This window comes from Microbacterium sp. ZW T5_45 (assembly GCF_044987415.1).
Lineage (GTDB): Bacteria > Actinomycetota > Actinomycetes > Actinomycetales > Microbacteriaceae > Microbacterium.
The window spans coordinates 1-13,534 of sequence record NZ_JBJDRJ010000019.1 but is presented as its reverse complement, the minus strand read 5'-3'; the positions used below and the strand labels follow the sequence as shown (position 1 = coordinate 13,534).

Genomic DNA, 13,534 nt, shown 5'->3' with positions numbered 1-13,534 from the left:
CGGCCTTTCGTCGAACGTCTCTGGGGACGTCACAGGTGGAGGGGTCAGCGCGGAGCGAGCAGCTGGAGCTCGCCGACGGTGCAGGAGCGGTCGCCGTCGAAGCCCAGCTCGTGCCGGCCGAGGGGTTCGGGGGCGGACACGGCGAAAACCCGGGTCTCGTATGGCCAGCGCCAGGCGACACCGCTCTCGCGGGCGAGCTCGACGACCGAGCCGTCGGGGCGCTCCCCGCGCAGCGTCCATGCCGTCGGGCCGTCACCGGGAGCCGCGCCGCAGGTGATCGTGTAGAGACGTACCTCACGCAGGACCGTCGTCACGCAGCGGATGACGCCGCCGGCCGGCACCTCGACACCGGTCGAGGCGTCGTCGTCATGCAGCAGCTCCGCACCGGCGAAGTCGGCAGAGATCCCGGCATCGGCATCCAGCAGATCGACGAGCGGATGTACGCCCTCGTTTTCGGCGGTGACCGACGACGGATGGCTGTCCTCGAACCAGTCCGAGGGATCGGCACCCAGCTCGATCTCGATCAGGCACCCCTCGAGGAGCCGGGCGTGATCGATCGTGATCCCGTGCCACGCCTCGCCGTCGACGAGCACGCTCTGGATGTACACGTGTGCGGGATCGGCAGCCCTCGTCTCGATGCGCACTGTACGTTCGTCGGCGACGTCGAACTCGGCGACGGGGAACAGCGGACTCGTGAAGACGTATTCGGTCGAGCCGACGGCGAGCGGATACAGGCCGAGGGCTCCGAAGAGGTACCAGCAGCTCATCTCGCCGTTGTCCTCGTCGCCCGGGTACCCCTGACCGAACTCGGACCCGAGGAATAGGCGCGACAGCGACTCGCGGACGATCGCCTGGGTGCGGTCGTGGGCGCCGGTGTGGGCGTACATGTATGGGATGTGGTGGGCCGGCTGGTTCGACAGGGCGAACATGCCCATGCGCACATCGCGGGCCTCGGTCATCTCGTGCACGTTCCGGCCATACCAGCCCCAGACCGCCTCATCGCCCCGCTCGTTCGTGTCGAAGTAGGCGTCGAGTCGCTCGCGCAGCGCCTCGCGTCCGCCCAGCAGGCGGGCGAGCCCCGCTCCGTCGTGCGGCACGGAGAAGTTCATACCGAACGCATTCGTCTCGACATAGTCACCGCCCCAGACGCGCGGGTCGTACTCGGCGGACGGAGTCGAGAACGATCCGTCGACCCTGCGCCCGCGGAAGAAGCCGGTCGTCGCATCATGGACGGCTGTGTAGGCCCGGGAGCGGTCGCGGAAGTAGGCGGCGTTGGCCCGCAGCTCGGCAGCCCGCGGATGCCCGTCGCCGAGGCGGTCGAGCAGCGCCCGCGAGAGCGACGCGAGGCCGAAGTCGTTGATCGCACTCTCGAGCGTCCACGACATGCCCTCGTGCACCTCGTCCGGCGCATACCCGAGGAAGAGCGCACGCTCGAGGCCAACGCGACCGGCCGAGCGCTCCGGCGACGGGACCAGCGCGTTCTTCACGCCGGAGTCATAGGCGGCCTCGAGGTCGGCGAGCGCGACGCCCTTGGCGACGGCATCCGCGAAGACGATGTCGCTGCTGGTGCCGACCATACAGTCGACGAAGCCGGGAGCGCTCCACCGCGGCACCCATCCGGACTCGTGGAAATGCCGCACGAACCCGTCGAGCAGGGGGCCGGCGAGGTCGGGGGCGAGCAGCGCGTACGCGGGCCAGGCGGTGCGATAGGTGTCCCAGAAGCCGTTGTTGATCACGACGTCGCCCTGCACGGTCCTCCCGCTCGGGGGCGTGTCCGGGCGGAAGGCGAAGACATCGGGCGAGACGAGCCCGTCGTCCGTCCGCTCCCCGAGCGCGCTCGGGTATAGGAACAGCCGGTACAGCGAGGAGTAGACGGATGTGAGCCGATCCGGCGTCGTGCCCTCGACGCGTAGCCGGCCGAGAAGGGCGTTCCACGCCGCGGCGGCGGCCTCGGCCGCGTCGTCGACGCCGCCACCTGCCGCGACCGCCTCGTCGAGACGGGCGAGGGCGTGCTCGACGTCGATCGTGGAGGTCGCGATGCGCACGACCACCTCGGAGTCGTCGACGCGCAGCGTCGCGGACTCCGCCCACACCCCGGATGCCGCCGGCTCCACCCGCGCGACGGGTACGTCGAACGCGAGCGCGTAGTGGGTCAGCGGAGCGCCGGCGATCATCGGCCCGTGAGCCGCGGAGCGCACAAGCGCGATGCGCGCCCCGTCGTGCTCGACGATCGAGACCTCGCCGCCGGCCGGCGCCTGGTCGAGGACGATCGACCCGGAGTCGGTCGGGAACGAGACGTGTGCGACGGCCCCCGTGCCGGTCGGGGCCACGCGCAGCCCGATGCCGTTCTCGAGACGCACCGCGTACTCGTGCGGGTGCGCGCGCTCGTCGGCGTGCACGAACCTGCTGCCGTGATCGTCGCCTCCGTCGAGGGCCGGTCGCAGGTGCAGCACGCCCCAGTCGCCGAACCAGGGCGTGGCCGCGTGCGAGAGGGCGATGCCGCGGAACGGCGTCGCGTTGTCGGCGTCGTTGTGCAGGTGGTACGAGTAGGGCCAGGATGCGTCGTCCGTCGAGGTCATCGGCACGACGAGCACTCCGCCATGCGGCAGAGCCGTCGCCGGCACCGTGTTGCCGCGCGAGAAGTCCCGCGACGAATGGCTGCCCCGACGGGTGTCGACGTGCTCTACAGGACTCGTCGGCACCGGTTCGCCTGGCTCGACGAACGGGCCATCCAGCCAGGCGACGGCGTCATGCGGGGCGCCGTGCGCGCTCACGTGGACCTCGGCCCCGACCACGGTCGCGCCGGCGAAGGCCGTGAGGTCGACCTCTTTGCGGGTCCACTGGTCGACGGAGACGCTCTTCGATGACCCCTGGGATTCGGCGTCCACCGCGACGCCGTGATGATCGCGCGCGTTGGACGTCGACAGCCGGCGGCCGTCGGAGAAGAGCAGGTCGACGCCCACACCCGTGGCCGCGTATCCGCCGGCCGCCCAGTGCAGCGCTCCGGTGTCGGGAATGTGCCCCGGGGCGAAGCCCGCGAAAACGTAGTAGACCAGCCGGTCGCCGGCGATCAGCACCCCGGACGAGAGGGCGGCATCGGCGACGAGCAGCCCGTCGGCATCCTGTGGGATGTCCAGCCGCAGGCATCTGCGGCTCACCGCGCCGACGCCTGCTCGGGCGGTCGGCGACGACGGCGGTCCGGCATCCGCCGAGACGGCAAGGGCCGACGTCACACGGGTGGAGCGGGACGGGTCGATGAGCGAGGTCATCCCTTCAGCGCCCCCTGGGTCGCACCCGACATGAAGTACTTCAACAGGACGCCCATGATGATCAGCAGCGGCAGCGACGAGATCAGGTACGCCGACATCAGCACCGGCACACTGGACGCCGTGTACGGATTCGACGCGAAGAAGGTCGCCGCGACCGAGGCGACGCGCTCGGCGGGATCGGTGAGAGTGATGAGCGGCCACAGGTACTGGTTCCAGACGGCCGCCGCGGTGAGCACGGCCACCGTGATGAGCGCCGGACCTGTGAGGGGCAGGATCACCTGCACGAGGATGCGCATCTCGCTCGCGCCGTCCATGCGGGCGGCCTCGACGAGGTCCTCGGGCAGGGCGCTGAAGAACGCGCGCAGCAAGTAGAGCGACAGGCCCACGCTGGCCGCCACGCACGGGAGGATCACGGCCCACTTGCTGTTGAGCAGCCCGAGATTCTTCACGAGGATGAACTGCGGCACGAGGGTGAGGATCGAGGGGAGCATCATCGTCACGATCGCGACCGTGAACAGGCGCTCCTTCCCCGGGAAGCGATGCCAGGTGAACGCGTAGGCGCAGGGCGCCATGATCGCCAGCAGGATGACGACCGCGCCGACCACGATTACGGTCGAGTTCCACGCGGGCTGGGCCACCTCGGGCACGACCCGCAGCCAGTTCTCGAAGTGCACCCCGCGCAGCGGCGGCAGGAACATGTTCGTCTTGGACTCGCCGCTGGACTTCAGCGAGGTCACCACGAGGTAGTACAGCGGGAAGAGCGTCAGCACCAGAAGGAACGCGACGATCAGCACGCGGGGGATGTTGCCCTTGCGATCGCCACGACGGGCGGTGGTGGGCGCGGGCCGGCGGCGACGACGCCCCGGCTTCTCGGTCACGATGAGGGCGGTCTCAGCCACGACGCCTCCTAAGGGCACCCACGAGCTGGAAGGCTCCCAGGATGATGAGCGTGAGGATCAGGATGGTGGCGCCGATCGCGCTCGCGTAGCCGTACTGGCCGTACGAGAAGGCATTGCGGAACAGGATCAGGCCGGGGACCATGGACGCGTCGTTGGGACCGCCCTTGGTGAGGATGTAGATGTTCTCGTAGGCCTGCAGACCGCCGATGATGCCGAGCATCACGATGATCTTCGTCTGCATCGCCACGAACGGGTACTCGACCATCCGGAACACGGTCCAGCGTTTGCCGCCATCGAGCTCGGCTGCCTCGTAGAGCTCCGGGGGCACATTGCCGAACGCCCCGAGGTACAGCAGGCAGTTCACGCCGCCGAGCCAGGGCAGGCCCACGAGCATGATGCCCAGCAGCACAACCGACTGGTCGCCGAGCCAGTTGTGGGCAAGGTCGCCCAGCCCGACAGCCCCGAGCACGGTGTTGAGCACGCCGTCGACCGAGAGCAGCCGCGACCAGATGAGCAGGCTCACCGCCATCGGGACGATGGTCGGCAGCATCACGAGAATGCGGAACAGGTACTTCAGCCGCTCGCTCGTGAAGTGGTGCACCATCCACGCCACCCACAGCGGGATGACGGTGGAGACGAGCACCGCGAAGGCCGTGAGGATCAGGGCGTTCAGCAGCGACTGGTGGAACTGCGTGTCAGTGAGGATGCGGACGAAGTTGTCGACGCCGATGAAGATGTCGATATCGCCGCCGTTGTAGTTGAAGAACGCCTTCGCGAGCCCCTGGATGAAGGGGTAGATCGCGAACACGAACAGCATCAGGAACGGCAGTGCGATCATCGCGTAAGAGAGGAACAGGCCCTTCCTGCTTCGCCGTCGGGGCGCCGCGGTTCGCGGCGCCCCGACGGGCGCATCGCTGCGCGGGGGCGGTGAGCCGTCACTGGAACTCATCACGGTCTCCTCACCGTCCACGAGCGATGTCATGAGCGGTCCTTACTTCGTGTTCTCGTCGATGAAGGCCTGGTCGACCTCGCTCGCGTAGACCTGCAGGTTGCGCTCCAAGGCAGCGAGGTTGGAGGCGCTGCGCTGGGCGAGGAAGTCATCCTTCGTGATCACGCCGGTCCACAGCTGCTGGAGCTGGTTGTTGAACTCGTCCATGTCCTGGCTGTCGTACGTCGGCGGCATCCCGAACCCGTAGAGGGAGAGCTCGGGGACCATCGCGACATCCGAGTCGCTGAGCCCGCTGCCGTCGGGGTAGGTGACGCCCGCGATCGCCGAGGACTGACCGATGACGAACGCGTCATCGTCGTCCCAGCCGTTGTCGTAGAGGATGTTCTGGCCCTCGGTGCTGGTGGCGAACTTCACGAAGTCGACCGCCTGCTCCTGGTTGCCCGAGGCGGCGTTGACGGCGAGGCCGTTGCGCACCGAGGCGAGCGGGTTTGTGGGGCCGTCGGTCAGCGCTGGCCACTCGGCGTCGGTCACGGCCGGAAGAGCGATCGACCCGTAGGTCCAGTCGAAGCCTGCCTCGACCGAGTCGCGCGTCCAGTTCGGGATCGAGGCGTCGACGCCCGTGTTCTGGGCGAGCGTGCCGTCGATGTAGGCCCCTCCGCTGGCCTCGCCGCTCCACGCCGTCGAATCGCCGGTGTAGGGCTGGAGCTCGAGGAGCAGGTCGAGCGCCTCCTGGTAGATGTCGCTCGTCAGCGGGTCGGTGACGCCGTTCACGAACGCAACGTACTTCTCGTCGGCCGTGTACGCCTCGCCGCTGATCGTGTCGGGGTCGGAGGAGTCGTAACTCCAGCCGTCGCCGTGACGCAGGTTGATCTCGTCGGTCGCGGTGCGATAGCCGGCGTTCAGCATGAGCGTGAAGCGCCACCAGATGTTCGCGTCGGTGCCGTCGAGGCCGAACCAGTAGGGCTGGATGCCGGCGTCCTGGAGCTTGTCGTTGGCCGCGAGCTGCTCGGTCCAGGTCGTGGGCGCCTCGCTGATACCTGCCTGCGCGTAGAGCGTCTCGTTGTACTGGAGCTTGACGTCGATGAGAGCCCACGGGGCGGCGTAGTCTTTGCCGTCCTGCGCGCGGATCTGCGACACCGAGGTGCCGAGGAACGTGTCGGCCCAGCCGTCGGAAGCCAGCGGCTCTGAGAGGTCGGAGAGGTAGCCCTTCGACGAGAACGCCGTGATCTCCGGCGGCTCGAGCAGGAGGACGTCAGCCGCGGTGCCGCCCATGAACTGCGTCTGCAGCGCGTCGGCGTAGCCGTCGTAGGGAGTGGACTCGACCTTGACGGTCACGCCGGGGTTCGCCTCCTCGTACGCGTCGGCGAGGGCGGCCAGGGGGATGTCGTACATCTCGGGGTAAGGCGTGTAGATCCGCAGCGTCTGGTCGCCACCGGACGATGCAGAGCAGGCGGTGAGCGCGGCGACGCTCATCGCGAACACTCCTGTCGCGGCGAGAAGTCGGGTCTTCCTTGCGTGCATGTGCAGCTCCTTTGCTTATGCAGGTCACGTCGTTTTGCGTCTTTGCAGGGCACGTCGTCGTGTCGGTGTGTTCCGACAGTAGCATGCGGAACAACGTTGTTCAAGATGCTTTCCGGCAAACCCGACACGCCTCCATCCTGACCTAACCGGCGGGGTCGCCGAAGCGGCCCCGCGCAGTGCAGAAAGAGCGACTCGCTTACTCCGGAGGCCGATCCGAGCCGAAGTGCATACGCGCGTAGACCCCGCCCGATGCCATCAGATCGTCGTGCGAACCGATCTCCACGATGCGTCCTCGGTTCATCACGACGATGCGATCCGCGGTTCGGACCGTACTCAGGCGGTGTGCGACGACAAACGTTGTCCGACCGCGCATCAGACGCTGCAGCGCCTCGCTCACCAGCGCCTCCGAGGCGCCGTCGAGCGCAGAGGTCGCCTCGTCGAGCAGCAGCACCCTCGGGTCGCGCACGAGCGCCCTGGCGATCGCCAGACGCTGCCGCTGGCCACCGGAGAGCGCGGCCCCGCCCTGACCGATCGGAGTCTCCCACCCGGCATCCAGCTCTGCGACGAACTCGCTCGCGTTCGCGTCGGCGAGGGCCTGCGCGATGCGGACGTCGTCGACGTCGGGCAAGCCGTAGGCGACGTTCTCGCGGATGCTCCCGGTGAGCAGCGCGGGTTGCTGCGGCACCACTGCCACGAACCGCCGGTAGCTGCGCAGGTCGATGGTCGAGAGGTCGACGCCGTCGAGCAACAGACGACCGCCGGTCGGCGTCACGAACCCCATCAGCAGGCTGAGCATGGACGACTTGCCCGATCCCGAGGCCCCGACGAAGGCGATCGTCTCGCCCGCCGCGACCTCGATGTCCACCCCGCGGACGGCCGGGGCACCGGCATCCGGATAGCGGAAGGTCACGTCCTCGAACGCGAACGATCCTCGGACCTCGTCGACGACGTCCTTGCCGTCGTTGTGCTCGAGATCCTCCTCGTCGAACACGTCGCCGAGGGACCGGGCCGATTCGATCCCCTTGGCGAGGATCGGGAACAGACCGAGCAGCTGCACCACCGCGTTCGTCAGCAGCGCGAAATAGCTCGACAGCAGCACGACCTGACCGGGAGTGATTGGCAGCACATCGGTTAGCGAGAGCAGCGCCGCCCCCGCGAGACAGCCCAGTCCCAGGAGCTGATAGCTCACCCACGACGTGACGGCGAAGCGCCCGTTCACGCGGTCGAGGGCGAGGCCGCTGTCGCGCACGCGCTCGGCGTGCACCGCGACGCTGCGCTCGGACTCGGCCTCCAGAGCGTGCGCTCGGGTGAGCGAGACGAGGTGGGCCATCTCGCCGACCGCGCGGGACAGCTCCTCGACGTCGACCCGGAAACCCTGGTTGCTGCGGCGCGACACCCTGCGCACGCTCAGCACGATCACCACGGAGATCGGCAGCGTGCAGAGGAACACCACGACGAACACGGGCACCTGGATCGCCGTGATGATGAGTGCGCCGGAGAGCAGGCCCACCCCCGACAGCAACGACGGGACGGCCGCACTGAGCATGAGCTCGATGTTCTCGACGTCGCGCACCAGCTTGCTCTGGATCACCGAGGCGCTCGTGCGGTTGTGGAAACCGATCGACAGCTTCTGCAGGCGGGCCACCAGCGACGTCCGCAGACGCGCCGCGAGGTCGCGGAAGACCCGGCTGCTGTTGCGGACGAACGTCATACTCGTCGGGTAGTTGCTCAGCAGCAGGACCGCGGCGGTGACCGTCAGCGGCACCACCGCGCTCGGACGGCCGCCCTGCGCGACGATGTCGATGATCGATGCCGTGATCACCGGCATCAGCCACACGGGGAAATCCTTCAAGACGAATGCGGTGAGCGCGATCGTCACCCGCCAGCGGTAGGGCCGCAGCAGCAACACGAGGGAGCGGACGGGCGAGGATCCGGAGATCGCCGCCTCATGCGGGGAGCGGGCAGGAGCGTCCTATTCGACCTCCGCGGGAAGGAGCGTGGCGACCAGGTCGCGACGCATGGAGGTGTGCAGCTCGCCTGCGGCATCCGCCGTGACGATCGTGCCGCCGACGTCGTACCGGCCGCCGGGCACGAGACCCCGCAACGTGACCGCGCGGTCGAGGTCGTCGGCGAGCGTCAGGCGCACCTCGTCCTGCGCGTAGGCGTAGGAGATGCCTCCCCATCGAGCCGCGAGGGGCCCTGGACGCATGGGCGCGATCAGCACCGCACCCAGATCGAGGCTCAGGCCGTACATCCCCTCACGGAGGAGGTAATCCAGCAGATCCGGGTACTCGTGGTAGCCCTCGGATCGCACCATCGCCCCATCCACCGAGTAACGCTCGGTCATCCAGAGCATCTCCAGCATGTCAGCCCTGACCGGCTCGAAAAGTGCACGGAAGGTCTCGTCGTCGCCCAGCGCGCGGCGCGCCAGAAGGTCGGCCCACCAATGCCGGGCCATCGCGATGTCCGAGTCGCCCGTGTTTCCGAGATAGCAGTCCTCCGCCTCGTAGGGGCGCAGGCTCACGAAGGTGCCGCGGCCGTTCGGATGGGTGAGCGGCGAGGCGTCGAAGAGCGCGACGATGCGCTCGGACTGCTCGGGCGTCGTCGCACCCGCCGCGATCGCCAGGTAGTTCTCGGTGTCGAGGTGGTCGTCGACCGTGCCGTCCTCGGCGTCGATGCTCGTGACGAAGTGGTCGTCGCTCCACAGCGCGTCCAGGTGCCCGCGCACCGTATTGCGGCCCTCATCGAGACGCTGCGCGAACGGGTCGCCGATCGCGCGGGCGGCATCGGCTGCGCGTCCGAACGTGCGCACCGCCATCGCGTTGGTGTCGAGGGTCATGCCGGCTCGGCGGAACACGTCGACCCACAGCGCCCCGACGACATCGAGCAGCCCGTGCCGGTCGTCGATGCGATCGAGCAGCCATTCCAGCGCCCGCCGGAGGCCGCCCTCCCACTGGTCGCGGAACCATCCGATGTCGCCCGTCGCACACGCGATGTCGATCGCCGCCTCGACGACGAAGAGGTTGGGCCCGGGCTGCGGGGAGCCCGAGATCGCGATGTAGTCGGGCTCGTCGCCGTCGAAGTGATGCGGAACCAGGCCGTCGTCGTGTAGGTGCGCGAGTGCGCGTTCGACGACCTGCTCGGCCTGCCGCTGCAGGTACGGGATGCCGGAGTACGCAAGCGCGACCGAGGAGCTCCAGGCGTCGGGATCGAAAAACGTGTGCAGCGACCCGTAGGCACGCTTCGGTGCATGCAGCGTCGGGTAGGCGGCGCCGGCGAACTCCAGCGTGTCCAACGCGCCGACCTGCGAGCCCCACAGGGCGATTCGGTGCGTCTGCAGATCGAGCGGGTCGGCGAAGGCGACCGCGTCCTCGAAGAGCGCCGGCACGGGATCGACGGCGTGCGTGAGGCGCAGCACCACCGTGCGCGTGGACCCCTCCGACAGGAGTTCGGCGTCGATCGCGTCGGACGGCGACCAGGCACCGTCGACCACGGCGTCGTGGGTCGTCGCATCCCCGGCCAGCAGCACGTGCACGCGGAAGCCCCCGTCGGTCCACTCGGCGACGGCGGACGGCGCAGTGCCGTCGATCTGCACGGCGCCGCCACCGTGCAGCGATGTCGCGTAGGCGGCGATCAGACCGGATGCCGGGGCCGCATGCCGCGCGACATCGCCGTCGCGCTGGGCGACGCCGCCCTCGAAGAGAGCGACGCCGAACGTCTGTGCGAACTCGACGGTCGCGACGGCGGTCGCAAAGAGATCAGCCTCAGCTTCGACGGACAGCACGACGGCGCCGTCGCCATCGATCGTGGAGCGGACGACGAGCGCGTCGTCGCGCCCCTGCGTGATCGTCGTCGTCACCGACAGCACGGGTGCGTCGACGGCGGTTGGGATCGGGTGGACTGCGGTCGCGGTCTGGGTGGTCGTCATGTCGTCTTTCCTGGGTTCGAGAAGGGCAGGGTCTCAGTGGACGGAACGGGGAATGCGGGGCGACACGACTTCGATCGTCTCGCCGTAGTCGGCGCGGTGAGTCGTCGCGCCGACCCGCACCTCGAATCCGTCCTCGGCGAGGTGCACCGAGACACGCTCGTCACCGTGCGGGTAATCATCGAGCGAGAGCCCCGCGCTGCGGGCATCCCAGGCCGGCGCCACGCGCAGCGATCCGTCGGCGGCCGGCGTGAGGCCGAAGACCCCGAACACGATGGCCTGCACGCCGGCCCCCGCGGCGACCTCGACGGGCTGCTCGACGTCGGGCGTGGTGAGCGAGTCCGTCATGACCTCCTGCGGGAAGTACGGGAACGCGTCGCTCCACGTCAGACAACGCTCCAGCACGTCCCAGCCGAGGTCGGCGCGGCCGATCGCGAACAGGTCCTGCGCGATGCGCAGCGGCATCCCCGTGTACTGCCCGCCGCCACCCCAGTCCGCATCGTCGAGGTCGAAGTGCACCTCGTCCTCTCGCGACACCGAGTACATGCCGTGCGGCCCGAGGAAGGCACTCTCCCGCAGGTGGCCCAGCAGATCATCCCGCTCTGCAGGGCGCAGCCCGGTCGAGCGCAGAGCGTCGTACATCTGGAAGCTCGCGTACAGCTCGGTCGCACCGTCCGCGTAGCGGTTGCGGAACCAGCCGGCATCCGCGTCCCACAGCCCGTCGAGTGCGGTGCGGATGGCCGCCGCCTCGGTCCGGAACAGGTCGCGGTCGGCATCCGGGGTCGTGTCGAGATCGGCCAGCCACCCCAGGGCGTCGATCGCGACGAGGTTGATCGCGGCGACGGCTCCCTGATGACCGTCCGTCCGGTTCTCGTTGTAGTCGTGCGCCTCATCGCCGAACGAGATGAGGCCCACGTTATCCCGATGCCGTTCGAGGACCTCGCGCATGCGCGTCACGAGCTCCTGCCCCACAGCGGAGCCCGACAGGAGAGGACGATCGAGCGCCTCAGGACGTCCAGCCACATCGACGAGGTCGCGCACCGCACGGATCGCGGCGAACAGCGTGTAGGAGTAGTGCGGTCCCTGCAACCCGTCCCAGAGCAGGTAGCTGTGTTGCGTGAGCCCGGCATCGGCGATGGCCCTAATACCGTTCTCGAGGTGGTCAGGCTCGAGGAGTGCGAGCAGCGCCGACGAGAAGCTGACATCCCATGCCAGCGTCGCGAGCCAGGTGCCCGCGCTGTAGAACGGCGTCACAGTCCAGTCCCGTCGGACCCAGCGCGCCTCGAACAGCGTGTGGGCGCAGCGCAGGTGGAATTCGGCCAGCGCGGCCGATCCATGCACCCGCGGCAGGCGCGAAAGGAAGCGGTCGTGCACGGCGGCGAAGTGCGCGTCGGAGTCGGCGAGCAGAGCGGTCAGCGGATGCTCGGCGGGGACCGCGAACGCCGTGCTGGCTTCGGTCACCGCGATGCGGAAGACCGCCGAGACCTCGGAACGGGCGGGCACGACGAGGAGCCAGCCCTCACCGTCATCCGGCAGATCGGACGACACCGCGGCGCGGAAACGTGCTGCCTCACTCGTGCGTCCCGCAGGCCACTGCCACACAGGCCCCTCGATTGTGCGCCCGTCGATCCGCTCCGCGATGTCGTCGACACGTGGATCGGCATGTGCGCCGGGCAGGATACGCTGATGCGCGGATACCGTGAGCCGCAGTTCCTGATCCTCGCGGTTGCGAATCGTGAGGGCGAGGAACACCCCGTCGGCGACGGCATCCGTCGTGGTACGGCTGCTCACCGCGAAGCTGAGCGTGCGGCCTAAGATGCGCTTGTGGAACGTTCCCCGGCGCTCGACCTCGTTGGGCGCCCAGGTGCAGCTCTGCGTCACGAGTCCGCGCAGCGTCCCCTCAGGCGCCGGCTCGTCCTCGCGTGGCGGGAGGAAATCGTGCGCCCCGAGACCGGAACCGAAGTTCAGCGCCAGCGGGTGCATGCCGACGCCGGTGCGTCGGTGGTGCGCCCAGATGAGGTCGGCGCGGTCGTGGATGCGCACGCCGGTGCTGTGCTCGCGGAACGATAGCTCGAACTGCCATCCCGCCTGCTCGAGCGGCGTCATCTGCAGATTGCGGATACCGGTCACAGTGTGATCGCGCGGAGCGACGGCGCCGCGTCCGCTGAAGATCCGCACGAAGTCGTCAGGGAGCGCCATGCGCGCGCGATCCATGGCCAGGGTGTCTCGATGCACGTTCGCTCCAGTGTGAAGAAGGCGGGATGTCCTCATCAGGATAACGTTGTTCCGGTGAGGCGTGCAATCCACATTTCAAGTTCGCAGACACCCCGCGCACCAGCATCGCGACGATCGCCCCAGCCCGCCCTTCCGGCAGCGGCACACCCAGCAGCGCGGCGTAGCTCGCGGTCGCCACGACCTCGGCCTCGACATCCGCCCGCCCCTCGCCCGCCTCGCGCGCCCACGCGAGACGATCAGCGCCGCGCGATCGCCACGCTCTCCGGGTCGCCGCGGCCCGCGGCATCGCCGAGAACCAGAAGCGCAGTTCGGCGGCAAAGCCGTCGGTGAAGGGGACGGCGAGGTCTGCACCGGGCAGTGTTCCCCGAGCAGTGCTTCGCCGAGGATCGCATCCTTCGACGGCCACCAGCGGTAGATCCTCTGCTTCGGCACCTCCGCCTCGCCCTCGAGGGTCACGGAGGCCTTGTCCCCCGCGGCGCTCGCTCAGGAACCGAAGCCCAGGTGCCGCTCGATCAAGATACAGACCCGACGACCCGCACCTCGTGTCGCCGCGACTCCCCTTCGGCAAGGCGCAGCAGCGGCGCATCCTCATCCACGAGCGAGGATGTTTGAACCGCCCTGGGTTCTGTTCCGTTGTCTATGTGAGCGCCGGTTCGGCGTTCTGTGATTGATAGTAGGCGGCTTCGATCTCGGTTGGTGTGGCGTAGTCGAGAGCTTCGTGGAGACGCTTGTTGTT

At 68.7% G+C, this 13,534-nt stretch carries 8 protein-coding genes; all 8 read right to left on the bottom strand.

The genetic code is table 11. The features are described 5' to 3' along the window. Positions 1 to 44: 44 nt before the first annotated feature. Entirely contained in the window at positions 45 to 3,269 is a 3,225-nt protein-coding gene (locus ACI3KS_RS11225; protein WP_404918263.1) for a GH92 family glycosyl hydrolase, read from the bottom strand. Beyond that, positions 3,266 to 4,168 (bottom strand): carbohydrate ABC transporter permease, encoded by a 903-nt coding sequence (locus ACI3KS_RS11220; protein ID WP_404918261.1) that lies wholly within the window; start codon positions 4,166 to 4,168, stop codon positions 3,266 to 3,268. The genes ACI3KS_RS11225 and ACI3KS_RS11220 overlap by 4 nt, the downstream gene beginning before the upstream one ends. Beyond that, on the bottom strand, positions 4,161 to 5,117 hold the full coding sequence (locus ACI3KS_RS11215) for a carbohydrate ABC transporter permease (protein ID WP_404918259.1): 957 nt from the start codon (positions 5,115 to 5,117) through the stop codon (positions 4,161 to 4,163). The genes ACI3KS_RS11220 and ACI3KS_RS11215 overlap by 8 nt, the downstream gene beginning before the upstream one ends. A 42-nt stretch (positions 5,118 to 5,159) precedes the next feature. Beyond that, positions 5,160 to 6,638 (bottom strand): ABC transporter substrate-binding protein, encoded by a 1,479-nt coding sequence (locus ACI3KS_RS11210; protein ID WP_404918257.1) that lies wholly within the window; start codon positions 6,636 to 6,638, stop codon positions 5,160 to 5,162. A gap of 196 nt (positions 6,639 to 6,834) precedes the next feature. Beyond that, the gene (locus tag ACI3KS_RS11205) at positions 6,835 to 8,517 is read right to left on the bottom strand and encodes an ABC transporter ATP-binding protein (protein WP_404918255.1); all 1,683 of its coding nucleotides are present in this window, start codon (positions 8,515 to 8,517) and stop codon (positions 6,835 to 6,837) included. A 93-nt stretch (positions 8,518 to 8,610) separates the two neighbouring features. After that, positions 8,611 to 10,566, bottom strand: a complete 1,956-nt coding sequence (locus ACI3KS_RS11200; RefSeq protein WP_404918253.1) for a hypothetical protein — start codon at positions 10,564 to 10,566, stop codon at positions 8,611 to 8,613. Between the two features lie 33 nt (positions 10,567 to 10,599). After that, positions 10,600 to 12,762 carry an MGH1-like glycoside hydrolase domain-containing protein gene (locus tag ACI3KS_RS11195; RefSeq protein WP_404918251.1) on the bottom strand — a complete coding sequence of 721 codons (2,163 nt, stop codon included), beginning with the start codon at positions 12,760 to 12,762 and terminating at the stop codon, positions 10,600 to 10,602. Beyond that, positions 12,749 to 13,204: a hypothetical protein gene (locus tag ACI3KS_RS11190; RefSeq protein WP_404918249.1), complete on the bottom strand. Its 456-nt coding sequence runs from the start codon at positions 13,202 to 13,204 to the stop codon at positions 12,749 to 12,751. Before ACI3KS_RS11190 ends, ACI3KS_RS11195 begins: the two co-directional genes overlap by 14 nt. Positions 13,205 to 13,534 lie beyond the last annotated feature (330 nt).

Excerpts from the sequence above, each read along its gene's own strand:
- ACI3KS_RS11225 (WP_404918263.1), bottom strand. The coding sequence starts at position 3,269 with ATGACCTCGCTCATCGACCCGTCCCGCTCCACCCGTGTGACGTCGGCC.
- ACI3KS_RS11215 (WP_404918259.1), bottom strand. The coding sequence starts at position 5,117 with ATGAGTTCCAGTGACGGCTCACCGCCCCCGCGCAGCGATGCGCCCGTC.
- ACI3KS_RS11210 (WP_404918257.1), bottom strand. The coding sequence starts at position 6,638 with ATGCACGCAAGGAAGACCCGACTTCTCGCCGCGACAGGAGTGTTCGCG.
- ACI3KS_RS11200 (WP_404918253.1), bottom strand. The coding sequence starts at position 10,566 with ATGACGACCACCCAGACCGCGACCGCAGTCCACCCGATCCCAACCGCC.
- ACI3KS_RS11195 (WP_404918251.1), bottom strand. The coding sequence starts at position 12,762 with ATGGCGCTCCCTGACGACTTCGTGCGGATCTTCAGCGGACGCGGCGCC.